The 22,927-nt window shown below is 45.0% G+C and carries 15 protein-coding genes; 2 read left to right on the forward strand and 13 right to left on the reverse strand.

Annotated features, from left to right (window positions below):
- Nucleotides 1-13 precede the first annotated feature (13 nt).
- A complete protein-coding gene (locus AWM73_RS06400) occupies nt 14-994 on the forward strand; it encodes a LacI family DNA-binding transcriptional regulator (protein WP_060778600.1) in 981 nt (326 codons plus the stop codon).
- Between the two features lie 53 nt (nt 995-1,047).
- On the opposite strand, the gene AWM73_RS06405 is transcribed toward AWM73_RS06400, so the two are convergent.
- Nucleotides 1,048-1,815: a DUF4931 domain-containing protein gene (locus AWM73_RS06405; RefSeq protein WP_060778601.1), complete on the reverse strand. Its 768-nt coding sequence runs from the start codon at nt 1,813-1,815 to the stop codon at nt 1,048-1,050.
- Nucleotides 1,816-2,037: 222 nt separating this feature from the next.
- Here AWM73_RS06405 and AWM73_RS06410 point away from each other — a divergent pair, with 222 nt between their 5' ends.
- Complete coding sequence (locus AWM73_RS06410) at nt 2,038-2,511, forward strand: nuclear transport factor 2 family protein (RefSeq protein ID WP_060778602.1); 474 nt, start codon at nt 2,038-2,040, stop codon at nt 2,509-2,511.
- A 260-nt stretch (nt 2,512-2,771) separates the two neighbouring features.
- On the opposite strand, the gene AWM73_RS06415 is transcribed toward AWM73_RS06410, so the two are convergent.
- The 12 genes from AWM73_RS06415 to AWM73_RS06475 form a co-directional block, all read right to left on the reverse strand.
- Nucleotides 2,772-7,967, reverse strand: coding sequence for a collagen-flanked surface repeat-containing protein (locus AWM73_RS06415; RefSeq protein WP_060778603.1), 5,196 nt, complete (start codon nt 7,965-7,967; stop codon nt 2,772-2,774).
- Between the two features lie 473 nt (nt 7,968-8,440).
- Nucleotides 8,441-11,860, reverse strand: a complete 3,420-nt coding sequence (locus tag AWM73_RS06425; protein WP_060778605.1) for a YSIRK-type signal peptide-containing protein — start codon at nt 11,858-11,860, stop codon at nt 8,441-8,443.
- Nucleotides 11,861-12,362: 502 nt separating this feature from the next.
- A complete protein-coding gene (locus AWM73_RS06430) occupies nt 12,363-13,322 on the reverse strand; it encodes a nucleoside hydrolase (protein ID WP_060778606.1) in 960 nt (319 codons plus the stop codon).
- Nucleotides 13,303-13,983, reverse strand: coding sequence for a DUF1868 domain-containing protein (locus tag AWM73_RS06435; RefSeq protein ID WP_060778607.1), 681 nt, complete (start codon nt 13,981-13,983; stop codon nt 13,303-13,305). The genes AWM73_RS06430 and AWM73_RS06435 overlap by 20 nt, the downstream gene beginning before the upstream one ends.
- 13 nt (nt 13,984-13,996) lie before the next feature.
- Nucleotides 13,997-14,803: a hypothetical protein gene (locus AWM73_RS06440; RefSeq protein ID WP_060778608.1), complete on the reverse strand. Its 807-nt coding sequence runs from the start codon at nt 14,801-14,803 to the stop codon at nt 13,997-13,999.
- A gap of 69 nt (nt 14,804-14,872) precedes the next feature.
- Entirely contained in the window at nt 14,873-16,180 is a 1,308-nt protein-coding gene (locus AWM73_RS06445) for an ABC transporter substrate-binding protein (RefSeq protein ID WP_060778609.1), read from the reverse strand.
- A 31-nt stretch (nt 16,181-16,211) separates the two neighbouring features.
- Nucleotides 16,212-17,387 carry an ABC transporter ATP-binding protein gene (locus AWM73_RS06450; protein ID WP_060778610.1) on the reverse strand — a complete coding sequence of 392 codons (1,176 nt, stop codon included), beginning with the start codon at nt 17,385-17,387 and terminating at the stop codon, nt 16,212-16,214.
- A 32-nt stretch (nt 17,388-17,419) separates the two neighbouring features.
- On the reverse strand, nt 17,420-18,253 hold the full coding sequence (locus AWM73_RS06455; protein WP_013668872.1) for a carbohydrate ABC transporter permease: 834 nt from the start codon (nt 18,251-18,253) through the stop codon (nt 17,420-17,422).
- Nucleotides 18,243-19,118: a carbohydrate ABC transporter permease gene (locus AWM73_RS06460; protein ID WP_060778611.1), complete on the reverse strand. Its 876-nt coding sequence runs from the start codon at nt 19,116-19,118 to the stop codon at nt 18,243-18,245. Before AWM73_RS06460 ends, AWM73_RS06455 begins: the two co-directional genes overlap by 11 nt.
- Nucleotides 19,119-19,148: 30 nt before the next feature.
- A complete protein-coding gene (locus AWM73_RS06465) occupies nt 19,149-20,444 on the reverse strand; it encodes an ABC transporter substrate-binding protein (RefSeq protein WP_060778612.1) in 1,296 nt (431 codons plus the stop codon).
- 77 nt (nt 20,445-20,521) lie between these two features.
- Nucleotides 20,522-21,814 (reverse strand): ABC transporter substrate-binding protein, encoded by a 1,293-nt coding sequence (locus tag AWM73_RS06470; RefSeq protein ID WP_060778613.1) that lies wholly within the window; start codon nt 21,812-21,814, stop codon nt 20,522-20,524.
- 38 nt (nt 21,815-21,852) lie between these two features.
- Complete coding sequence (locus AWM73_RS06475) at nt 21,853-22,635, reverse strand: metallophosphoesterase family protein (RefSeq protein WP_060778614.1); 783 nt, start codon at nt 22,633-22,635, stop codon at nt 21,853-21,855.
- Nucleotides 22,636-22,927: the final 292 nt, after the last annotated feature.

A 22,927-nucleotide genomic window follows, 5' to 3' on the forward strand; every position in this document is an offset into this window, starting at 1 on the left:
AGGAGTACTGGACATGGCGATTACCTTAGCCGATGTGGCTAAAAAAGCCGGGGTGTCAGCAACAACTGTTTCCCGGGTGATTAATAATTATGGCTATCTCAGTGAGAAGACCATTAAAAAAGTCCGCCAAGCCATGGAGGAATTAAATTATCAACCCAATGCCTTAGCGCGGTCATTACAAGGAAAGGGGACTCAATTAATCGGTCTGATCTTTCCTAGTGTGGCCCACCCCTTCTATGGGGAATTAGTGGAGGCCTTGGAAAGCTGTTTTTTTGAAGAGGGATATTACACCATCCTCTGTAATTCAGCTAATAATAAAGAAAAAGAGCGCCATTATTTGCGCATGTTGGCTGCTAACCAGGTGGACGGTATTGTGGCTGGGGCTCATAATATGGGAATAGAAGAATATCATCACTATCAAAAACAAGTCGTCTCCTTTGACCGCTATCTTTCCGAAGAAATTCCCATTGTTGGTAGCGATAACTTCCAAGGGGGACAAATGGCGACAGAAATGCTGGCCCTCCGCGGAGCCAAAAGGATCGGAATCTTTACCGGTAGTCAAAAATCTGCCTCACCGACCAACCAACGTTTGGAGGGCTATCTCTCCGTTATCGAAACCCAAAAGCTGAATCCCTATGTTTACCAGCTCCAAGAACAGCGGTCGCCTAAAATAGCCGCACAACACATTCAGAGTATCCTGAAAAAGGACCAGTTGGACGGCATTTTCTGTACCGATGACCTGACTGCCCTACTGACACTCGATGCGGCCAAAGACTTAGGACTCCAGGTCCCCCACGACTTAAAAATTGTTGGCTATGATGGTAGCCGTTTTATCCAAAACTACCATCCCGAACTTTCTACCATTGTTCAACCCATCCAAGATTACGCCAATCTGATCGCTGACCTATTAATTAAGAAAATTAAAGAACCAAATAGCGACCTTAACCGCAATTACCAGCTACCTGTGTCCTTCCTGCAAGGCAAAACGTGCTAGTAAATAAAAAATGAGCTTTACCCCGATCTCGGGAAAGCTCATTTTTAGTTTATCTAAAAAGGAAGGTAGTCTTGGAGTTCAGCAACTACCTTTTCTAGGTGCCCCTGGTAGGAAACCTGGCCAATCTTAAAGCCGATAAAATAAGGACTAGCAATGAAGCGCGGGAAAACCTTACAATAATAGCGCCCACCTAAGGGATAGAAAAAGAGATTGTAAGACCCGCTCCGTGAACTAAAGTCATCCGTCAAAATATAGGTCACTATGCTTTGGACAGCGTCCGCAAAGTCATCCAGCTGGTCGAGATCAGCGATCGAGACATTAAATTCAGTCATGCCCATAATTGGTTGGGTGGACAGGGTAACGGTAACATCCCCCTTCTTGCCGACTTCTAACCCTTTAAAGGCATCCAGGCTAATTTCTTCATAGCCATCCTTATCCTTCAGTCCCACAATCTGTGAGTGAGGGTGGCGCAAAGACCCGCCGGAAAGTGGTCCATAATTTTTAAATAAGAGAACACTTTCAAATTGGTCGTCTCTTAGCATGTCTAGCCAACAATCAAAGGTGAAGCGAAAAACTTGGCGGTTTTCTTCCTTACTATAGGTAGGGGTATCGGCCCAATGTTCCTGGGACTCGATCACCAGGGTTTGCACTGTATCATCCAGAGTGCGGTATTTATTCATGAGCCAAATCTTATCATCTTCTTCACGGAAAATATTTGTGAGCGCCTCGCGATCACAGAAGGGACAGTAAGCACCCTCATTGCGATAGTTTTCCGGCTTCTGCGCCGCAATTTCCTTATGAAAAATCAATGGCTTTCCCATAATAACAACCGCCTCCTTTATAATATCCACTGTCATTATCGCATAATTTTAAAGGATTGCCTAAGAAAAGCTAAAGTCGTGGTAGAAAAATTACTATGGAAAGCTAGTCCCTCCTTACTTATTCTACTTTTATCGAAATAAAATTAAGCTATTGTTAAAGACAAAAAGCGGGTGTAGACTTATTTCTAAATAACTACTGAATCATGGATACGGAGGTTCACTATGGAAACAATCGACCAATTAGCTGCTATAGAAGAAATTAAACAATGTAAAGCCCGGTATTGGCGGGCAATTGATAGTAAGGATTTCGACCTACTTAGGACGGTATTTGCTGACGATGTCACTTTTGATACGTCACTGGTAGCTCATGACCCCATCAAGGGCCAACATCCACTAATCCCTCAAAAAACTACCCCTTCAACGTCGTGTGAAGAAATCATTCAAAATGCTAAACGCTTGATGGGTAAGAATGTACAAAGCGCCCACATGGGACACATTCCTGAAATTGAAATCACCTCAGAAAATACGGCCCATGCCTACTTTCCCTTTGAAGACCGGGTAGTCAACCTAGGGGTGTCGGCCTTTATTGGTTATGGTTACTATGATGATTATTTCGAAAAAATTGCCGGCCAATGGAAGGTTAAACAAAGTAAAGTCTACCGTTATCGGGTAGTCTTTGATGATTTATTAGATTAAAAAAGTGTGATAAGCGCTTCGAACAGCTGTAGCAACTGGAAGAAAAATACCACAAGCACAGGAAACTGTGCGTTGGAATTTTCTGAAGTGGACGCTTGCCTTTCGCTTGGAGTACGTTTTGATAGCATGCGTCAAGCACATTCTAATTTTTATCTATAGCTATGCAAAAAAGCAGAACAAGCACTGATTATTTTCAGTCTTGTTCTGCTTCTTTTTGTCTAAGGCGCTTTAGGCCAAGTGAGTGTCATCCTAATTAGCGATTAATCTTCCTTATTATTTTTGACTAATAAGGCACCACTACTTAGTAGTAATGAAGCAATAATCACTGTCATAGCTGATGTCACTTCTGCACCAGTGGCTGGTAAGCTCGCTTGTTTGGCTTGACCATTTTGTTCTTTATTCGTAACCGATTCATTGCCCTCGTTCTTGAATGAATTATCTGGATCAGCTTGTCCAGGGACTTGAGGAGCTGGATCGCTAGGTTGGTTTGGAATTTCAGGTGTTGGATTGCCCGATACATTTGGTACTTCCGGTGTTGGGTTACCTGGCACGTTCGGTACTTCCGGTGTTGGGTTACCCGGTACGTTTGGTACTTCTGGCGTTGGCTCGCCCGGTACGTTCGGTACTTCTGGTGTTGGCTCGCCCGGTACGTTCGGTACTTCTGGTGTTGGCTCACCTGGCACGTTCGGTACTTCTGGTGTTGGCTCGCCCGGCACATTCGGTACTTCCGGTGTTGGGTCGCCCGGTACTTTAGGTTGACCTGGTTCAGGTACTTCCGGTTGTTCTGGCTTGCCTGGTTCTTCAGGTTTCCCTGGAACATTTGGTACTTCTGGACTTGGATTCTCTGGTACCTTAGGCTCACCTGGTTTTGGAGTTTCTGGTTTGTTCGGAACTTCTGGTGTTGGGTCTTCTGGCTTAGGTGTTCTTGGCGTCTCAGGGCATGGTTTGCAGCATGGGATTTCAATCTCTTCCGTGGTGTGGTCTGAGAAGATGATGATCAGTTTACCTTGGCGGTTGTAGATCTTCTGTACGCTGCGGCCATCCTTACCGTCCTTGCCGTCTTTACCGTCGCGGACGAAGTGGCGGCTAGATTCCTTGCCTTCGCCATCTTTAACGATGACCCAAAGACCGGATTCGCCTTTTTCATTCTTGCCTGGAACGGTTTCGAGGCTTGATGACGCGCCGTCTTTACCGTCACGGACGAATTCACGGGAAACTTCATTGCCGTCACCGTCGAAGACAATAATCCATTGTCCGGATTCACCGCGGCTATTCTTGCCTTCTTCCACCTTGACAGATGGGGTCTTGCCATCGCGGATAAATTCACGGCTTAATTCATTGCCCTTGTCGTCGGTAATGATGACCCAAATGCCTTCGTTGCCTTGGCTATCCTTACCTTTTTCGGTGCGGATGCGTTGGGAATGGCCATCCTTACCGTCTTTTCCATCCTTGCCGTCGCGACCATCTTTACCGTCTTTGACAGTCGTTGTGGTGGTCGTGCCGTCTGGATTCTTGATGGTAATGGTGTGGCTGCCGTCGTTATTGTTTCGGATAGAAACTTGTGGCGACTTGCCATCTTTTCCGTCTTTACCATCGCGGCCGTCCTTGACGGAACCTTCCGCTACAGCTGGTTGACTGGTGTCTGGCTTGTCCGTCTTAGGATCTACTGGGTAGAACTTAATCGTAGTCGTGCCGTCTTGACCTTTCTCAACCACTGGGGCAAAAGTCTTACCGTCGATACCGTCACGGCCATCCTTACCGTCTTTGACAGTTGTAGTTGTGGTCGTGCCGTCTGGGTTCTTAATGGTGATGGTGTGGGTCCCGTCGCCGTTATCCGTAGTGGTCACTTCTGGCGACTTGCCGTCCTTACCATTCTTCACGGTAGTGGTTGAAGTGGTACCATCTGGATTCTTCACGGTAATCGTATGGGTTCCGTCACCATTGTCCTTCAAGGAAACTTCTGGGGACTTGCCATCTTTACCATCTTTGACAGAGCCTTCTGCGACAGGTGCTTGCGTAGTATCTGGCTGGCCGGTCTTAGGATCTACTGGGTAGAACTTAATCGTAGTTGTGCTGTCTTGACCCTTCTCAACGACTGGGGCAAAGCTCTTGCCGTCGATACCGTCGCGGCCATCTTTACCATTTTGACCATTCTTACCGTCTCTGACAGTCGTTGTGGTGGTTGTCCCATCTGGATTCTTGATGGTAATGGTATGGCTGCCGTCGCCGTTATCTTTCACGCCGACTTCTGGCGTCTTGCCATCCTTACCGTCTTTAACAGTTGTCGTAGTAGTGGTACCGTCTGGGTTCTTGATGGTAATAGTGTGAGTCCCGTCGCCATTGTCCTTGGTGGTGACTTCTGGAGACTTGCCATCTTTACCGTCCTTAACCGAACCTTCTGCAACAGGTGCTTGAGTGGTATCTGGCTGGCCGGTCTTAGGATCTACTGGGTAGAACTTAATGGTGGTTGTACCATCTGCGCCCTTCACTACGACTGGGGCAAAGCTCTTGCCATCGATACCGTTCTTACCGTCTTTACCATCCTTACCGTTGAGGCCATCTTTAACGAAGCTTTCGCTGATGACTTTGCCGGTTTCTGGATCTTTAACCGTAATCTTGGTACCAGCTTGGTTACCAGGAGTATTTGGATCGGCATCTTCAACCCGAGTACTTTCAACGACTGGCGACTTGCCGTCCTTACCGTTCTTAACAGTGGTGGTAGAGTTTACTGTACCGTCTGGGTTCTTGGTTGTGATGGTATGGGTACCATCGCCATTGTCTTTCACTTCAACCGTTGGGGATTGACCATCCTTACCGTCGCGAACGAATTGGGCAGAAACAACTTCATCGTCGGTAAACTTGCCGTCGTTGTTCTTGTCGAAGTAGTTGATGATCCAGCGGCCTGGCTCGCCAGCAGCATTTGGTCCTTCAACGACAGTGGTGTAGGCAGACTTGCCGTTTGCACCGTCCTTGACTGCACCTTCTGCAACAGCAGGTTTGGTCGTGTCAGCCTTACCAGTCTTAGGATCAACTGGGTAGAACTTGATGGTTGTGGTACCATCTTGGCCTTTCTCAACTACAGGCGCGTAGGCCTTGCCGTCGACACCATTTGTGCCGTCTTGACCCTTGTCACCTTTCTCACCCTTAGCCCCGTCTTTGACGGTGGTTGTGGTGGTCGTGCCATCTGGGTTCTTGATGGTGATAGTGTGGGTCCCGTTGCCATTGTCTTTAGTGGTTACTTCTGGCGACTTGACGTCTTGGCCGTCCTTCACAAATGTTTCGCTAATGACCTTGCCGTTTTCTGGATCTTTAACGGTGATCTTAGTACCTGCCTGGTTACCAGGGGTGTTTGGATCAAGGTCTTCCACCCGTTCCGTTTCAACAACAGGAGCCTTAGCGTCCTTACCGTCTTTCACAGAACCTTCTGCAACAGCTGGTTGACTTTCATCAGCCTTGCCAGTCTTAGGATCTACTGGATAGAACTTAATCGTGGTGGTACCATCTGCACCCTTAGTCACAACAGGTGCATAAGTCTTACCATCAACACCGTCTTGACCTTTTTCACCTTGGTCACCCTTGTCACCTTTGGCACCATCTTGGACTTGGCCGGTAGCGACTGGGTCTTGTTTGGTATCTGGCTTGCCGGTCTTAGGATCTACTGGGTAGAACTTAATGGTGGTGACGCCGTCTTGGCCTTTTTCAACTACTGGAGCGTAGGTTTTGCCATCTTCGCCTTTGTCACCTTTTTCACCCTTAGCGCCATCTTGACCTTTTTCGCCGTCTTTAACAAAGCTTTCGCTGATGACTTTTCCAGTTTCTGGATCTTTGACAACTACCTTGGTACCTGGTTGATTGCCTTCAGTCGTTGGGTCTGCGTCTTCTACACGAGTGGTTTCAACAATTGGGCTCTTGCCATCTTTGACTTCACCAGTAGCCACTGGGTCTTTAGTCTTGTCGGCTTGACCAGTCTTAGGATCGGTTGGGTAGAATTTAATAGTGGTTACGCCATCTTGACCTTTTTCAACCACTGGGGTGAAGGTCTTGCCGTCGGCGCCGTCTTTAACTTCGCCGCTTGCGACTGGATCTTGAGTCTTGTCAGCTTGGCCATCTTTACCGGTTGGGTAGAACTTGATGGTAGTAACGCCATCTTGGCCCTTCTCAACCACTGGGGTAAAGGTCTTGCCGTCTTGGCCGTCTTTGACTTCGGTTTCACTTGGTGTTCCGTCAATGACATTGCCTTCACCGTCGCGGACTTGTGGGGTCACCTTGATGATGACACCATCGTTAGCATCGTTACGACGGGTTTCGACTTTAGGACTTAAACCATCCTTACCGTCTTTTCCATCTTTAACGCTACCTTCTGCGACTGGTTTTTTACTTGTATCCGCCTTACCGGTTTCTGGGTTAACTGGGTAGAATTTAATGGTGGTGACACCATCGGCACCCTTTTCAACTACTGGAGCAAAGGAAGTGCCATTTTTACCAGGGTCACCCTTGTCGCCTTTTGTGCCATCTTTGACAAAGCTTTCACTGATAACTTTATTGGTTTCAGGATCTTTAACCGTGACTTTAGTCCCTGGTTGATTGCCATCGGTATTAGGGTCAACATCTTCGAGACGAGCGGTTTCAACAATTGGTGTCTTACCGTCTTTGACCTCGCCAGTTGCTACTGGATCTTGAGTCTTATCGGCTTGACCATCTTTACCAGCTGGGTAGAACTTGATGTGGGTTACCCCATCTGCGCCCTTTTCAACCACAGGTACATAGGTCTTGCCGTCAGTACCATTCTTGCCATCTTGGCCTTTTTCACCTTGGGCTCCGGCAACACCTCGTTCACCTTGATCACCCTTGTCACCTTTAGCACCGTCTTTGACTTCGCCAGTAGCAATTGGATCTTGGTTTTCATCAGCCTTACCGGTCTTAGGATCGACTGGGTAGAACTTGATCGTTGTGATACCGTCTTGGCCTTTCTTAACCACAGGGGCATAAGTCTTACCGTTGGCGCCATCCTTGACTTCGCTGGTCACAGGGGTACCCGTAACGATTTCACCTTGGTCATTGTAGGAACGTGGAGTTAGGGTAATGATTACGCCATCGTTAGCTGGGTTGCGTTTAACGTCAACTAATGGAGTTAAGCCATCACGGCCATTCTTACCATCTTGGCCCTTGTCACCTGGATCACCCTTGTCACCTTTTTCACCGTCTTTAACAAAGCTTTCGCTCAATACGGCACCGGTGGTTGGGTCTTTGATGGTGACCTTAGTTCCTGGTTGCTTGCCGTCAACAGTCGCATCTGCGTCTTCAACCCGGCTGGTTTCAACGAGAGGGGCCTTACCATCTTTACCGTCTGTTACTTGACCGGTAGCAATAGGATTTTGGTTCTTGTCTGCTTGACCTTCCTTATTGGCTGGATAGAACTTGATGTGGGTTACCCCATCGTCGCCCTTTTCAACCACTGGAACATAGGTCTTACCGTCAATACCATTTTTACCGTCTTGGCCTTTTTCGCCTTGGTCACCTTGGGCTCCGGTTGCACCTGTCTCACCCTTTTCACCGCGTTCGCCTTGTGGGCCTTGAAGACCTTGTTCACCCTTCTCGCCGTCTTTGACAATACCTTCAGCGATTGGGTTTTGGGTCTTATCAGCTTTACCTTCTGCATTGGCTGGGTAGAACTTAATGGTGGTTTGTTTGTTGGCGTCATCACGTTCAACTACTGGAACGTAGGACTTACCGTCGACACCATCTTTACCCTTCTCACCTTGAGCACCAGCTGCACCGGTTTCACCCTTTTCGCCGTCTTTTACGATACCTTCAGCGACAGGCTTTTGATCTTTATCTGCCGTACCGTCTGCCTTGGCTGGATAGAATTTGATGGTGGTTTGTTTGTTGGCGTCATCACGTTCAACAACAGGAACGTAGGACTTACCATCTACGCCATCTTTACCCTTCTCACCTTGGGCACCGGTTGCACCAGTTTCACCTTTTTCACCACGCTCGCCTTGAGGGCCTTGGAGACCGCGTTCACCTGGGTCACCTTTAGCCCCGTCTTGAACTTGGCCGGTAGCGACTGGTTTTCATTAGTGTTGGCATTGCCGTTCTTATCAGCTGGGTAGAACTTGATGGTCGTTACGCCATTTTCGCCCTTTTCAACGACTGGAACATAGGTCTTGCCGTCTGTACCAGGTGCGCCGTCTTTAACTTCGCTAGTGGTTGGAGTCCCGTTTTCAGGTTGTCCTTGGGCGTTATAGTGGCGTGGGGTTACAGTGATGAGGACACCATCATTAGCATCATTACGACGTACGTCAACTAATGGTGTTAAGCCGTCGCGGCCGTCCTTACCTGGGGCTCCTTGGGCACCTTGTTCGCCCTTCTCACCTTGTGGACCGCGTTCACCCTGGTCACCTTTTGGACCTTGGGCACCGGTTTCACCTCGAAGGCCTTGTTCACCTTGAGGGCCACGTTCACCCTGGTCACCTTTTGGACCGGCGACGCCTTGAGGACCTTGTGGACCAACTTCGCCGCGTTCACCTTTTTCACCGTCTTTAACGGTACCTTTAGCGACTGGTTCTTGGCTGGTGTCAGCAGAACCATCTGGCTTGGCTGGGTAGAACTTAATGGTGGCTTCTTTCTTCGCTTCATCGCGAGTTACGACTGGAACGAAGGATTTACCATCAGCACCTTTTTCACCTTGGGCACCGGTTGCGCCGGTAGCACCAGTTGCGCCTGTTTCGCCCTTGTCGCCTTTTTGACCTTGGGCGCCGTCTTTACCATCTTTAACGACACCAGTTGCAATAGGGTTCTTAGTGGTGTCAGCCGTACCATCAGCTTTGGCTGGGTAGAACTTAATGGTGGTTTCTTTCTTCGCTTCATCGCGGTCAACGACTGGAACATAGGTCTTGCCATCTTCGCCCTTGGCACCTTGAGCGCCTTGTTCACCCTTAGGTTCTTGTGGTCCGGCTACACCTGGATCACCTTTTTCACCTTGGGGACCTTGAGGACCTTGAGGACCTTGAGGACCTTGAAGACCGGCTACACCTTGTTCGCCTTTCTCGCCTTTAGGTCCGGCTACACCTTGTTCACCCTTCTCGCCTTTTGGACCTTGAGGACCAGCGACACCTTGTTCGCCTTTCTCACCTTTTGGACCTTGAGGACCAGCGACACCTTGTTCGCCTTTCTCACCTTTAGGGCCGGCTACACCTTGTTCACCCTTCTCGCCTTTTGGACCTTGAGGACCAGCGACACCAGGTTCACCTTTGTCCCCCTTAGCACCGGCTACACCTTTAGGCCCTTGTTGACCATCGTAAACGAAGGTTTCGTTAAGAGTTCTACCACTTACTGGATCGATTACGGTAACCTTTGTTCCTGGACGGCCATCTTTAGTCCCACGTTCAGTTGTAATCTTAGGAGTACGTCCATCACGGGGAACGATGGTCTTGCCTGGGCGACTAGTGCGATCGCCATCTCGAACGACAGCTGAAATTGTATCGCCTTCGTTTAAAGGGGTCACATTAGAAATTTGGAATTCACCATCAGGATTGGTACTTGTTTGATAGGTTTGTCCACCCACAGTTACAGTGACAGGTTTGTTTGGTTCAGCTGTACCACTAATTGTAGTATCACCAGATAAACGAGGATTCACTACTGGGGGTTCGATTGGTTGTTTTTGACCTTCTGGTAGTCCAACCCCAATCAGAATTTCAGCATTAACAACAGGTTTCTCAACTTCACGAAGAGTACCAATTTCTCCGAGATCGACACCCTTATAGGTACGAACCGTCTTAACTAGCCGGTCAACCCCTTCTTCCCCACGACGTACTTCTTTACTTGAACCTACAGGCAGTTCAGTAGTCGTCTTATAGATGGTTTGGAATTTTACAGGTACTTTTTCGACCTTTTCACGCGTACCGAAATTAGCATTTGGGTTTAAGTCACCTTGTTGGGTATTGTTTTCGTAAAAATAGTTACGGCGATTTACTGGGTCAGTTGTTCCAGGATTTGAACCCATAGCTTGGTTGAACATCCCAATTGTCGTCTTATAGTCTAACTTGCCATTCCAATCTTTAACCGGGACTGAGAATTTATAAACTACAGGATAACCATTCTTAGCATCATTGTTACTTAAGGAATAATCAGTACCCATGGATAAACCAGTATAACCAGTAGCTGCCCCACTGGTTAATTGAATAGTTTGAGGACGGCGTGTTTTATTTCCTGGAATGCTAACTTGGGCTGGTACACCTGTTGTAGGATTATAGTTAAAGCCACTTCCTAGCTCAATACCAAAGCGGGCTTGGTGCTGAACCGATCCCCCTAATTGAGCTGTTGCCTTAGGATCTAAACGATAAGTTAATTCAAAATCAACTTTATTAGCAGCCCGATTAGGAACAGCTTTCAGGGTATAATGAGCATTATTCGGATTACCTGTACCAAAAATCGTTCCATCTGCTTGATGAGTAATCGGCGTATTCGCATTCCCTAAGGCAACAGGCGCTCCACCAACCCGCACTTCACTTGGGGTTTCAGGAACAGAGTAGAAGGCAAAGCCTGTGCGGCGTTTGTCGCCCGCGTATTGGACGCCGGCTTTGGAAACTTCTTCCATCAACTGGCGGCCGTTGCTGACTTTAGATAAATCAACATTCTTAACAATGCCGTCGATCTCTTCGTCGGTGTAGATGTCCTTGAGCTCTGTTCTCAGCGCTTCTTGAGGGTTGGCTGCCCCTAAGATTCTCTTAGCTAAACGGTCGAGGCCTGCATCACGGGCTGCTTCTGCAGAAGTACCTGGAATTTCTGCTCCTTCTACTGCCGCATAGTTTCCTGCTTGGCTTTGAGAGGCTTCTTTTTTACCTTTGTCTGACAATTCACCCACTTCTGGGGAAACAGTGTCAGCTGCTTTTTCTTCTTTATTTTCTTTAGCTTGGTCAGCTTCAGCTGGCGCTTGAGCCTTGTTTTCAGCTGCTGGCGCTTCTGTTACTTCTTCAGCCTTAGCTGGAGCTTCCTCAACAGGTGTTGCTTCTGCTGCTGGAGCGATAGCTGTCGAAGTATCTTGATCACTTACAGGAGTGACTTGCCCAGGAGCAACTACTTTCTCCGTACTTTCACTATTTGTTTCATTTCCCAGTGTTGCACTCTTATCAGCCGTGAGCGCGTGGGCAGAATTTGTTGGAAGTAAGCTTTCTTCAGCGTTGGTTTCATTAGCAACAGCGCGAACTACTGAAGCGTCTCCCATGAAGAGTAAACCAACCGCAACAGCGACTGAGGCTACCCCAATGTTTAAACGTTTAATGCTGTAGCGGTAATAGCGATTGCTATTTTTCTCCCGCAACAGTTTAAAATTATTTTTTCCTACCATATTTTCAACTACTTTCTTTATGACGAATGAATTATCATCGACTCATGTTTTTTCTCGGGCGACACTAAAAATATTACCTCGTCAGTAAATCAAAAAAATCTGTGAATTACTAGAAGCTTTAGATTATTTTCATTAAAAAAATTAAATTAAACAATATTGTTCTTTTTTCAATAAATTAAATAAGCCCTATATATTGGGATTTTCGGTGATTTTAATAAATTTTATTTAAGAAACGTAAATGTTTAAAGTGCAATTTATTGTATTTTTATATGTGTGCCCGTTCGGGAAGCTATGATTAATTATCTCTAAATTTGCCTTATTTATTATAAAATGCCGCTAAACTCGATGAATTTTGGAACAGTTTTATACATATTTGTATTTATTTAAAAACAATTTTCTTTTAGCTTTGATTTTTTTCTTGAAACACACAAAAAAACCTCTAAGTTTTTGAAGCAAAGCTTCTAACCTAGAGGGAATGATTTATTATTATATATTCTATTTTTTAGGGCAAGTGAGTCTCTAAATGCATAAAAGCCTCCATCAGTCGGTCAAAGTAGCGGTCAGGATTAACTCTCATCACTACTCGTGCATTAGTCACTTGGTTAAAACGCCCTTCCAAGTCTGCTACACAGAGTCCCTGGACCAAGTTGCTATCGGTCACAATGGTCATAGCGGTTAAGGGGACTGCTTCAACAAAGTCAGGGTCATAATAGACCATAAAGGCCATAACATCATGGATAATACAGCCCGGTAAGCTCTCCCGCTCTTGGTAGGTTTTGATCTGATCATCAAATAAGGCATGGAATAGCTCAGAAATCTTTGGAAAATGATCTTCTATAGCTTGAACAATCTCAGGCGTATAAACAGCCTGGTAAGTAGCATCCAAACCACACATAGTGATCGGTATTTGAGTCCCAATTTGCTGGTAAACGCTCTGGGCAGCCTGGGCATCATAGCCATAGTTAAATTCCGTTACCGGAGTCAGCTTGCCTTTATGAATGCCACCTCCCATGGAATAAACCTGACCTAGTTCATTAACTAAGTCGGGCTCTTTTTCCAAACAACGAGCTAAATTAGTCAGTGGGCCCAATGTTAGAATATCCACCTTTTTAGGATTAGTCTTAACCGCTCGGATAATAAAGTCAACCGCGCTCTCTTCAGCCAAAAGCTCTTCTCGAGGAGGGATCTCTAAACTTCCCATTCCCCTATCTCCGTGATAGGCTTGGCGCTGACTCTTAGCAATCACTGGATTTTGACTCTGGTGGGGAGAGCCTGAATAAATCGGAACATCCAGACTGAGATAATTCACCAAGCTAGTGGCATTGGCATTAATCTGCTCTAAAGACTGGTTACCCTGGACCGTGGTGAGGCCAAGAACTTCGACATCTGGCTGACTAAGGGCAAGTAGAATGGCTAAGCTGTCATCAGTACCGGGATCAGTATCAATAATCACTTGACGCATGGTTCCCTCCTGAGTAAGTCTCACTATTGAGCAAAGGGTGAAAGGCTAACATATCTTCATAGAAGGCCAGGTCTGGCTGAGGTAAAAGAAAGGGGTCCAGTTTTAAAAGCTCACTTTCTAGTTGCTGGCAGACGTCAGTGATCGCCGAGCTTTCTTCTCCTAAAAGATAGGACAAGCTCATATGAAACTGATAATCCTCTTCCAAGGGCAGTTGAAAGGCGTCCGCCAGTTGACGGCGGTAATTGTCTAATCGATGATAGCTATCCACATCACTAGGCTCTAGAAGAATGGCTTGGGGAATTAGCCCGCTAACCCTCATTTTGATATTTTGCGGTTTAGCCACCTGGTTAAAGCGTTGCAGGAGAGCCTGTTTGATCTTTTGCCGGGAATAGGTTTTGGGTAAGAAAGCTGGCCATTTGTCTGTCCCCTGGTCACGCTCCTTAAAGAGACCGAGGACGGTGATATGATAACTAGACGGAGGTAAGAGGGCCAGTTTATCTTGGTCTCCCTGTGGTAAAGTAGAGAAAGCTGCTTGTACCTGCTTTCCATAAGCGACGAGGTCGTCCATCGCCTCATTAGCAAAGGAAATCACCGTATAGCCCGGATTAGAGACGACTTGGCCAGTCTTGGTAAATTTATCTTGCGGGTTGTTAATTTCCATAAGTATTTCCTTCCTAAGTCACAATGAATTCGACATAACACCGGTCATCAAAGCTATTATAGCGAGGATTGAGCCCCTTAGTAGAGAGAAAGTCTCGAGACAATTGTGGATCTTTAGTCAGTATCGCTTCTAGGTAGGACTCAGTGGCAGTAAAATCTTCCTTTATCTCGGGATAACCATCACTCGTTAAGGTGACCTGGTCCCCCGCTTGAACGGGAATGACCTGAATTAAAGAAACAGGGATGGATTCCCCATTAATAACTGCATAGCCATATGGCGTGTCATCCTGGTTAGCAAAGCAAGTGGCTTGAATAATCCAAGGCAGGATCACTTCCCGACCCGGATCTTTAGTCTGGTCAGCTCCCTGGTCTGATTCAATGGCTAGTACCAGTGAGCGCATCTGGCTTAAGACCTCATCGGATAGCTTGGGCTGGTAATAATTCTTACCATTAACCCGGGCTTGGCAGTCCCCCACCAGAAAAATTTCACCCAAATAACGGCTGTATAGGGCCATGACGGCCTGGAGACCATATTCTCCCCGGTCTAAATCGAAAGTGACGTCTTGGTAGAATTTGTTAATGGCGGCGTTGATAGTAGCTAAAATCTCTTCCAAAAGGGCTTCTTTTGGCAATTGGCCAAGCGCCTCTTTAATGATTTGGCTGGCTAGTTGACCTGTGGTTTTTCCATAATAGTGAAAGTTCGATTTCGAACTGACCCCATCGATCACAGCCACATAGTCTTTGCTTATCAAATAAGTGTCTTCACAAAGTGCTTGGTCAGGGTGCTTGCCCTGGATAAATTCCTTAATGACCTTAACCATATTATCCCCCTTTCTTAATTAGCGAAAAAAGCTGGAGCATCCACTTGCCCCAGCTTTCTTTTAATCAGACTAGTTTAATAATTCATTAATTTCATCTTCTGCTTTAGGCAGTTCTTCAGAAGCAGACACGCCAGTAAAGATCCGGTCACGTGCATCTCTGAATTTCTCAGAAGCTTGTAAGCCATTGGTCCCTGGGAAGGATGAGAACGGTACTAAGTCTTCCATTTGACCATAAGAGGTTTGATACATTTGGTCTTCTTCAATTAATTTCTTCAAGGTATCGTTTTCTGTTGCATCGGTCGTTGGAGGTAAGTAACCAGTGCCTTCGTCCCAAATGGCAATATTGTCTGGTTCGAAGAGGAATTTAATAAATTTCCAAGAAGCTTCTTGTTCAGCTTCATCTTGAGCGGTCACTGCTAAGAAAGAACCCCCAGCAGGAATCGCACGTTCCTTGTCCCCAAAGCTTGGGAGTGGGATAGCTTTAGCATTGAAACTGGCGTTACGGGTTATGTTTCCGCGTTGGGCAATGGTGGAGTTAGTCATAGCAACGTCACCAGTGATGAAGGATTGTTGTCCATCAGCGGTTTGGCCATTGAAGATGTAACCTTCTTCAATCCCCTTAGCCCATGCGCCCATGGCTTCAACGGATTCATCGGAGCCGATCGCTGTCTTACCATCGTCAGTTACCACTTTACCCCCGTTAGATTCAATTAATTGTTGGGAGGTCCAGTTATCATTGGATTGGTCGATGTTTAGACCATATTTTCCGGTTTTGTCTTTAACGGTTTTAGCCGCTTCAAATAAGTCATCATAGGTCTTGATTTCATCAGGGTTCACGCCAGCTTCTGCCAGCAAGTCTTCATTGACGAAGATCACGGCAGTGGAAGCGGAGTAAGGGAATCCGAGAACTTCCCCTTCTAAGTTCTTAGCGAGGTTAGTGAATTCATCATGGAACTTGGTGTCCATATAGTCTTTATCTTCTTCAGCTGCATAGTTATCAATTAACTCAGCAGGCTTCATGGATTCAAAGTTCTCATCGAAGTATTCCCGGTAAGCCCAACCAATTTGAACCACAGCTGGGTATTTCTTGGCTGCTGCTTGGGTTTGGAGGTTCTTCATCAAACCAACATATAAACCTTCATTATACACAGGGGTCACGTGAACTTCATCTTGGGATTCATTGAATTTATCCACCAGTTCTTTGACCTGTTGGCCCCCTTGGGTATCAGCATTACCATGCCAATATTCAATTTCAATCGGGCCATCGCTCCCATCATTGTTACTTGCGGATTCTGAACCACCATTACCACAGGCTGCAAGGGAGAGCCCAGCCAAGAGAGCCATAGCTCCCTTGAAGATTCTATTTTTTAATGACATCCTTCTTTAACCCTCTTTCTATATAATATTATTATTTTTTACTAGCTGTTGGAACTTTGTGATCTTCTGCTCCGATTGGTAGTGGTTTTTGACCAGCAGATAAGCGCTTGGCATTAAGAATATTTTCTGGGTAGCCAATGGAATTAGTGGTATCAACATCAAAGAAATGTAAGTCATATTTTTCAAATTCCATATAAATAGGGTCCCCTGGATCAGCCAGGCGGATTTGGGTTAAGACCACCATGGTTTCACCAGCGATATCCACATAGTTAGCGTAGTTAGCCCCTTGGTTTTCAACATGACTGACTACCCCAGTGAAGGTGGTCTCGGTAGGATTCACAGTCACCTTGATCGCTTCTGGACGAATCCCCACTTTGAGGTTGCGGTAGTTACCTGCTTCAATATATTCTACCCATTCAGGGGCTAGTGGTGCCGATTGCTCATGGATAAAGAGTCGGCCATCCTTATAGGAACTGTTATCAAAGATATTCATCGGTGGGTTCCCAATAAAGCGGGCGGTAAAGATATTAGCCGGGGTATGATAAATATTTTCCGGTGAATCGATTTGCTGTAATTCCCCAAAGTTCAGTAAGGCAATCCGATCAGCAAAGGTCATGGCCTCGATTTGGTCGTGAGTCACGTAAATCATGGTTTGTTGATAACGTCTATGAATATCCACTAAGGATTCCCGGGCAGAGACCCGTAACTTAGCATCTAAGTTAGATAGGGGCTCGTCTAAAAGGAAGACATCACTATCCTTAACCGTAGCCCGAGCCAAAGCGACCCGTTGCCGTTGCCCACCAGATAATTCAGCGGGTTTACGTTGTAAGTATTTTTCTAAGTCTAAGGCATCCACTACTTCATTGACCCGGTTATCGATCCGGTCTTTAGGGACCTTGTTAACCTTAAGGCCATAAGTGATGTTGTCATAAACATTCATATGAGGATAAAGGGCATAGTTTTGGAAAACCATGGCTACATTACGGTCTCCAGGAGCCACTTCATTCACTTTTTGTTCGTCAAACATCAAATTACCATCCGTAATTTCTTCAAAGCCGGCAACCATCCGTAAGATGGTGGACTTCCCACAACCAGATGGGCCGAGTAGAACTAAACGTTCACCCTCTTCAACCGAGAAGCTCATGTCTTCCATGATGACAGTATCGCCGTAAGCTTTTTTGATGTTATCTAATAAGATTCTAGTCATTACTTGTTTACACTCCTTACTTTGTCGCTAATCTATTTAATACCGGCTGAGGTGAAGGTACCGATAATGTATTTTTGGAATACCAGATAGAGTAATAGCGGGATACTCATGGTAATCACGGATATTGCCATGGCAACGGTAAAGTCAGTACCACCTTCTGCCGACATAAAGAGTTGTAAGGCCAGTGGTAGGGTAAAGTTTTCTTCGGTTTTTAAGAAGAGGGATGGCCATACAAATTCGTTCCAGGAATTGATAAAGAACCAAATCCCCGTCGAGGTCAATTGCGGACGAATCAAGGGCACAATGATGTCCTTCATAATCCGCCAGTCAGAGATATTATCCAACTTGGCCACTTCAATCAATGAATACGGAATATTCCGCATGGCTTGGTTCATCAATAAGATCCCTGTGGCATCAGCAACTAAGGGGAAGACTACCCCAAAAATATTGTCTCCCAGTCCCATCCGGTTAATCATGAGGTAGTTGGGAATCATGGTTACCGTAAAGGGAATAAAGATTGAAGAAATAAAGAGAAAATAGGATGATTTCTTCGCTCTAAAGTCAAAGTAGACAAAGGCATAGGCAGCTAAGAAGGAAATCACTAACTTAGCCACCGTTACAGTCGTGGCGATAGTAAAGGTATTCATCACGATCCTAAGTAGTGGTAAGCGGTCCATCAACTTGATGTAGTTATCAAAGACCGGTTGCAAAGGGATAAAGGCTAGGACATTGTCATAAACATCCGGGAGTCGTCTCAAAGAGGTTCCTAATGCAAAAAGAATAGGCATTAACCAAATGATCACGATAAGAATGAAGACAATGGTCCAAATCACATTACTTGCGCTCCATTTGCCCCTAGTTTGCATAGTAGACACCCCTTTCGCTGAACTTGAAGTTCAAGAACAGTAAGATAGAAAAGAGTAGCAAGGTCACTATGGACATGGCTGCCGAATAGCCCGTTTGGAAAAGAACAAAGGCATTCTTATAGGACTCATAAATCAAGTTGGATGAGGCGTTATCCGGTCCCCCAGAGGTAATCACTGAGATTGGGGTATAGACGTATTGAAGACCAGTAACAATAGTCATAATGAATACGTATAGACCAGTTGAGGAGGACATGGGAACAACAATATCCTTGAAGACACGCCAGGAAGGAATTTTATCCAAACGCGCGCTTTCAATCACTTCATTATCAATCCCTGAAATAGCCGCATAGAGTGTAATAAAGTTATAACCAAAAACTTTCCAAGCCGTAATGTAACAAATGACTAAGATAACCAGGCTTTGGGAGGTTGACCAATTAGGAAGATTAATCCCGATAAAGCCTAATAATTTAGCCACTGGACCTGAAGTTGGGTTCAGGATCCAGTTATAAACGATTGATCCAACCACCATTGAAATAAATGAAGGTAGGAAAAATGCGGATTTAAAGAAATCTTTGAATTTTGGAATTAAGAAATGAAGCACAAAGGCAATCACATAAGGAACAGCAAAGTTAACAACTAACAAAATAAGAATATAGACCACGGTATTCCATAAAATCTTATAAGTTAGGGGATCAGTAAACAAAGTGATGTAATTGTCAAAGCCTACAAATGTCTTCTTAGGACTGACCATATTCCATTCAAAGAAACTCAAATATAAAGTATAGAGTGTAGGCCAAGCTACAAATATACCAAAAATGAGAATGGCTGGTAGTAGATACCATAGCGGTTTATAACGCTCTTTCATATTTCCTCACCTTCTAAATATCAAGCCTTGTTATTTAATCAATTGGTTAATTTCATCCTGGGTCTTTTGTACTTCGGTATCCACGTCAGCACCACCTAAGACACGGTCTTTAAGGTCAATGAGCATTTGTTCTGCTTGCATACCGGAGTTACCAGGGAATGGTGCCCAGGGGACCAGATTTTCTAAGTTAGCATAAGCTGCAGGGAAGATCTTATCGTCTTTAATTAAAGCTTGTAATTCTTCGTTATCAGAAGCATCTTTCGTTGGTGGCACATAGCCAGTTCCCTTAGTCCAGGCAGCAATGTTGTCTGGTTCATAGAGGAACTTCATGAATTTCCAAGCAGCTAATTGTTGGTCATCATCTTGGGCGGTCACCACTAACATGGAACCTCCAGCTGGTTTGTTAATTTCTTCGCCTTCAAAGGCAGGTGAAGGAATCGCTACTGCTTCAAAGTTGGCATTATTCATGACATTGGTCCGTTGAGCGATAGTTTGGTGCCACATGCCGATATTTCCAGAGATGAAGGCTTGTTGACCATCTTCTCCTGAAGCGTGGATAGCACTGCCTTCTTCAACCATATCTTGATAGAATTGGTAGGTTTCTTTCCCTTTATCGTCAGCAAAAGCGGCTTTACCGTCTTTAAGCATTTGAGAACCGTTTGATTCCACCATGGATTGGATATTCCAGTTATCTTCCGCTTCTTGGATATACAGTCCGGTATGGTCAGTCTTTTCACTAATGGTTTGAGCAGCTTCCCGGATATCTTCCCAGGTCTTGAGATCGTCTTTATTGACCCCAGCCTCATTTAAGATATCCATATTTAAGTAAATCACCGGTACCGATAAGGAATAAGGTAAACCGACTTGGGAATCATCATTGGCCGTCGCTAGGCTATAGATATTTTCTTCAAATTTATCAGTGATAAAGCTGCTGTCTTCAGATGATAAGTTGTCAATAATTTCTTGGGGTTGGCTATATTCAAAGTTATTGGCAAAGTATTCACGGTAAGACCAACCAATTTGGACTAAAGCCGGAACTTGACCAGCGGCTGCATTGGTTTGAAGATTTTGCATCAAGCCTTGGTACATCCCAGATTGGAAAACGCCGGTCACATGGACTTCATCTTGGGACTCATTAAACTCATTAATCAGTTCAGTAACCGTTTGTCCCCCTTGGGTGTCAGCGTTAGGATACCAATATTCAATTTCAACTGGGCCGTCTGATGAGGCACTTTCGCCGCCACCGCCAGAACTATTGCCACATGCGGCAAGTGATAAACCTGTTAATAAGGTTAATCCACTCAATAACCATTTTTTTAGTTTCATTTCTCTACTCCTTTTCTTAAATTACACTAGAAATCTTACATTTATAGACATGCTTAGCTTCTAAATGTTAAACATTCCTATTTAATCAATTGGTTAATTTCATCCTGGGTCTTAGTAACCTCTGTATCGACATCAGCGCCACTTAGGACACGGTCTTTGAGGTCAATAAGCATTTTTTCTGCTTGCATCCCGGAGTCCCCAGGGAATGGTGCCCAGGCGACCATGTTTTCTAAGTTTGCATAGGCAGCTGGGAAGATTTTATCGTCCTTAATTAAGGCTTGTAAGTCTTCATTTTGAGATGCATCTTTCGTTGGTGGCACATAACCTGTTCCAGCAGTCCACGCGGCAATGTTGTCTGGTTCATATAAGAACTTCATAAATTTCCAAGCGGCTAATTGTTGGTCCTCATCTTGCCCGGTAACCACTAGCATAGATCCGCCCGCCGGTTTATTATTCTCTTCGCCTTCAAAAGCAGGTGAAGGAATCGCTACCGCTTCAAAATTCGCATTCTTCATCACGTTAGTCCGATGAGCAACCGATTGGTGCCACATCCCGATGTTTCCAGAGATAAAGGCTTGTTGCCCCTCTTCACCAGTAGCATGAAGGGCGCTTCCTTCTTCAACCATATCTTGGTAAAACTGGTAAGTTTCCTTACCCTTTTCATCAGCAAAAGCGGCTTTGCCATCTTTTAGCACCTGTGAACCGTTAGACTCAACCATGGCCTGAATATTCCAATTATCTTGAGCTTCTTGGATATAGAGACCAATATGGTCTGTATTTTGGCTTATCGTTTGAGCAGCTTGGCGGATATCTTCCCAAGTCTTTAGGTCGTCTTTATTAACCCCTGCCTCATTCAGAATATCCATATTTAAATAGATAACAGCTACCGATAAGGAATAAGGTAAACCAACTTGCGAACCATCATTAGCAGTGGCCAGGTTATAAATGTTTTCTTCAAACTTATCAGTGATAAAGCTACTATCTTCTTTTGATAAGTTATCAATAATGTCTTGTGGCTGACTATATTCAAAGTTATTAGCAAAGTATTCACGATAAGACCAACCAACTTGAACCAGAGCCGGCGTCTTCCCCGCCGCAGCATTGGTTTGTAAGTTTTGCATTAAGCCTTGGAAGGTCCCTGATTGAAAGACACCCGTCACATGGACTTCGTCTTGAGACGCGTTAAACTCATTAATTAATTCAGTGACGGTTGGCCCTCCCTTGGTATCACCATTAGGATGCCAATATTCAATTTCAATTGGCTCGTCTGAAGCAGCACTTTCATTACCACCTGAGCTATTGCCGCAAGCGGCCAGTGAGAAACCTGTAAGTAAGGTTAAACCACCCAACAACCATTTCTTTAGTTTCATTTGTCTACTCCTTTAAGCGATAACTAGTGACCAATAACTTATAATCTTTGTTGCTTGTAGCGTTCCGTTATGGGATTGGTTGTCTTCGTAAAGACATCAATGGTCTCATCATTCACTTCAACCACGGAATAACCCAATTGATCAGTAAAGAAAGCCACATCTCCAACTTGTTCTAAACCAAAAGCTAATGAAGCCGCCGTGTGTTGCGGGATATTTCTAACCATAGCATGGCGATTTTCATGAAGGTGCCCAGTAAAAATCCCCCGTACATCGGACTGTTCTAATAGATCCAGATAGCTGTCACTAATCTCAGTTTCGATCACTCCTGGTTCCCAGCCAATAAGTAGAGGATGGTGATGGAAAAGTAAGCTCCCCTTTTCACTAGGCGTTGCTAATTGATCAGCCACCCAAGCTTCTAATTCTTTTGAAATGATACCGTGGTGACGACTCTGTTCGGCAGTATCTATGATAATTAAGCGATAGCCTTGAAAATCAGCCACATAGTTCAATCCTTCATCAGCTTCCTTGCCGTACAAGGCTTGGTAAAAGGCTGCCTTATTGTCGTGATTGCCTAATACATAATAAAGCGGCATATCTTTAGGCATGTAAGATCGCAATATTCGGTCAAGGGCCTGGTAATCCTCAACGCCACCATCATGAATCAAATCACCTGTATTCACCACAAAATCCACGCTACTAAAATCAAAAGTCTCTAAAGCGTGAAAAAGTTTTTCATGGGGTTCATAGTCGATCCCAAACACTTCAAACTCGCCTTGGTAATTATCCAAGTAATGGGTATCCGAAAGATGCAAAAACTTCATGTGAATTCTCCTTTCCATTAAAGTACATTGTCCATTTTAGCCAAGCAATGTAAATTCTAGCGCCGCTTTTGAGTAAAGTTTGTAAATAATAGGTATTTTTTCGGTAAATAAAAATGAGCCTTTTTACAAATATTAACTAATAAGTAATTTTATAAGGAATGATTAAGAAATTCCTAGGAAATGTTAATTAAATGTAAAAAGCCCTGGGATTTGCTTTACATTAAATTTACAATACGCTAGAATAGTTTACGTAAAATTTACATAAGGCCAATGAGTGGCCTAGTTAAAAGGT

It is taken from the genome of Aerococcus urinae, from assembly GCF_001543175.1.
Classification (GTDB): domain Bacteria; phylum Bacillota; class Bacilli; order Lactobacillales; family Aerococcaceae; genus Aerococcus; species Aerococcus urinae.

What these genes read in the sequence shown, in the direction of transcription:
- AWM73_RS06410 (WP_060778602.1), top strand. Translation starts at nt 2,038, where the DNA reads ATGGAAACAATCGACCAATTAGCTGCTATAGAAGAAATTAAACAATGT.
- AWM73_RS06465 (WP_060778612.1), bottom strand. Translation starts at nt 20,444, where the DNA reads ATGAAACTAAAAAAATGGTTATTGAGTGGATTAACCTTATTAACAGGT.
- AWM73_RS06445 (WP_060778609.1), bottom strand. Translation starts at nt 16,180, where the DNA reads ATGTCATTAAAAAATAGAATCTTCAAGGGAGCTATGGCTCTCTTGGCT.
- AWM73_RS06425 (WP_060778605.1), bottom strand. Translation starts at nt 11,860, where the DNA reads ATGGTAGGAAAAAATAATTTTAAACTGTTGCGGGAGAAAAATAGCAAT.
- AWM73_RS06405 (WP_060778601.1), bottom strand. Translation starts at nt 1,815, where the DNA reads ATGGGAAAGCCATTGATTTTTCATAAGGAAATTGCGGCGCAGAAGCCG.
- AWM73_RS06460 (WP_060778611.1), bottom strand. Translation starts at nt 19,118, where the DNA reads ATGAAAGAGCGTTATAAACCGCTATGGTATCTACTACCAGCCATTCTC.
- AWM73_RS06475 (WP_060778614.1), bottom strand. Translation starts at nt 22,635, where the DNA reads ATGAAGTTTTTGCATCTTTCGGATACCCATTACTTGGATAATTACCAA.
- AWM73_RS06400 (WP_060778600.1), top strand. Translation starts at nt 14, where the DNA reads ATGGCGATTACCTTAGCCGATGTGGCTAAAAAAGCCGGGGTGTCAGCA.
- AWM73_RS06470 (WP_060778613.1), bottom strand. Translation starts at nt 21,814, where the DNA reads ATGAAACTAAAGAAATGGTTGTTGGGTGGTTTAACCTTACTTACAGGT.
- AWM73_RS06435 (WP_060778607.1), bottom strand. Translation starts at nt 13,983, where the DNA reads ATGGAAATTAACAACCCGCAAGATAAATTTACCAAGACTGGCCAAGTC.
- AWM73_RS06450 (WP_060778610.1), bottom strand. Translation starts at nt 17,387, where the DNA reads ATGACTAGAATCTTATTAGATAACATCAAAAAAGCTTACGGCGATACT.
- AWM73_RS06430 (WP_060778606.1), bottom strand. Translation starts at nt 13,322, where the DNA reads ATGCGTCAAGTGATTATTGATACTGATCCCGGTACTGATGACAGCTTA.
- AWM73_RS06455 (WP_013668872.1), bottom strand. Translation starts at nt 18,253, where the DNA reads ATGCAAACTAGGGGCAAATGGAGCGCAAGTAATGTGATTTGGACCATT.
- AWM73_RS06440 (WP_060778608.1), bottom strand. Translation starts at nt 14,803, where the DNA reads ATGGTTAAGGTCATTAAGGAATTTATCCAGGGCAAGCACCCTGACCAA.